Below are 1,549 nucleotides of genomic sequence, written 5' to 3'. Positions count from 1 at the left end.
CTAGTAGTGCTTTGTTAGGTTAGTCGGTGGTTGTTGTGGCGTAGTGGTTTCACGGTTTGGTGGCAGGTCAGGCACACGCCGGTCCAGGTCGCGAGGAGCAGTTGCAGTTCGCGGATGACCTTGTAGAGGGTCAGGCCGGCGCAGCCGCTTTTGGGTCGCCTCGCAGCAGGGTGAGGAACAGGTGTGCGGCGGTGACCAGGGTGACGTGGCGGTGCCAGCCTTGCCAGGAACGGCCTTCGAAGTGGTCCAGGCCCAGGCCGGTCTTGAGTTCGCGGTAGTCGTGCTCGATCCGCCAGCGGATCTTGGCGTAGCGGACGAGGTCAGCGGCGGGAGTGGTGGCGGGAAGGCTGGACAGCCAGTAGGTGACCGGTTCGGGTTCGTCGTCGGGCCATTCGGCGATCAGCCACCGCTCGGGCAGGATGCCGTCCTCGGTGTCGCGGGGCACGCGGTGCCCGGCTGGCCGGACCCGCAGGAACACGAACTGTGAGGACAGCGCGCCCTTGCTGCCTTCGCGCCAGGTGACGGTGAGCGCGGCCTCACGGCCGGCGGCGGCCACGTGCCGGGCCAGGCTGACCGGCTCGTCCGGGTAGACGGGCGCGTCAGCGGGCGGGCGGCCGCACCGGCCCGTGCCGGACCATTGCCGCGCGGCGGGGACCGCCTCGCTGGTGTGCGCCACTGCCTCGCCCTTGAGCTGCACGCTGTAGACGATGTCCCGCTCGTCGAGCGCGGCCCGGAACTGGCCGTTGTCGCCATAACCGGCGTCCGCGACCAGCACCGGTGGCCGCAACCCGTGTTCGGCGAGCTCGTCCAGCATCTCCACGGCCAGCGTCCACTTCGGACGATGACCTTCCTCTTCCGGTATGCCACACCGGTCGCGCCGCGCCCTGGCAGCCTCGGTGATCGCCTCCACGTCCACCTCGACCCCGGTGCCAGTCGACGCGCCGGCTCGCGGTGCGTTCTTCAGTGTCTTGCGCCGCTTGGCCTTGGCCGCCTTGACCGCCGCCGGTCCCGCTTTGGCGGTGTCCCAGGACTCCGGCAGGAACAGCCGCCAGTCCAGCGGGCAGGAGGCGGTGTCGGTGACCGCGTGCACGCTGACCCCGATCTGACAGTTGGCAACCTTGCCCAGGGTCCCGGAGTACTGCCGGGCCACACCCGGTGAACTCGTGCCGTCTTTGGGGAAGCCGCTGTCGTCGACCGCCCAGGCCACCGGACCGATCGCCTCCACCGCACGCTGGGCCAGCCGCACCCGCACCGCACCGGTGTCCCAGGTCGAGGTCGTCAGGAACTGTTGCAGCCCTTGATGATCCACCCCCAGCCGTTCCGCCATCGGCTGCATCGACTTACGCCGCCCGTCCAGCAACAGCCCACGCAGATACGTCTCGCCCTTGGCTCGCTGGTCGGATCGGGCCAAGGGCGTGAACACCTCTGCCGCGAAGGCCTCAAGCCGTTGCCGCACATGGGCAAGCTCATCAGGGGTCACCGGGAAATGAAACCGCCCGGCCCGCCCCGCGTCCCCACGACACGCCGAGACCTAACAAAGTACTACTAG

At 69.1% G+C, this 1,549-nt stretch carries 1 protein-coding gene; it reads right to left on the bottom strand.

The features are described from left to right. Window positions 1-130: 130 nt before the first annotated feature. A complete protein-coding gene (locus LFM09_RS49985) occupies window positions 131-1,480 on the bottom strand; it encodes an IS701 family transposase (protein WP_414103714.1) in 1,350 nt (449 codons plus the stop codon). Between the last annotated feature and the right edge of the window lie 69 nt (window positions 1,481-1,549).

It is taken from the genome of Lentzea alba, assembly GCF_047445655.1.
Lineage (GTDB): Bacteria > Actinomycetota > Actinomycetes > Mycobacteriales > Pseudonocardiaceae > Lentzea > Lentzea alba_A.
This window is presented reverse-complemented; position numbering and strand designations above follow the sequence as displayed.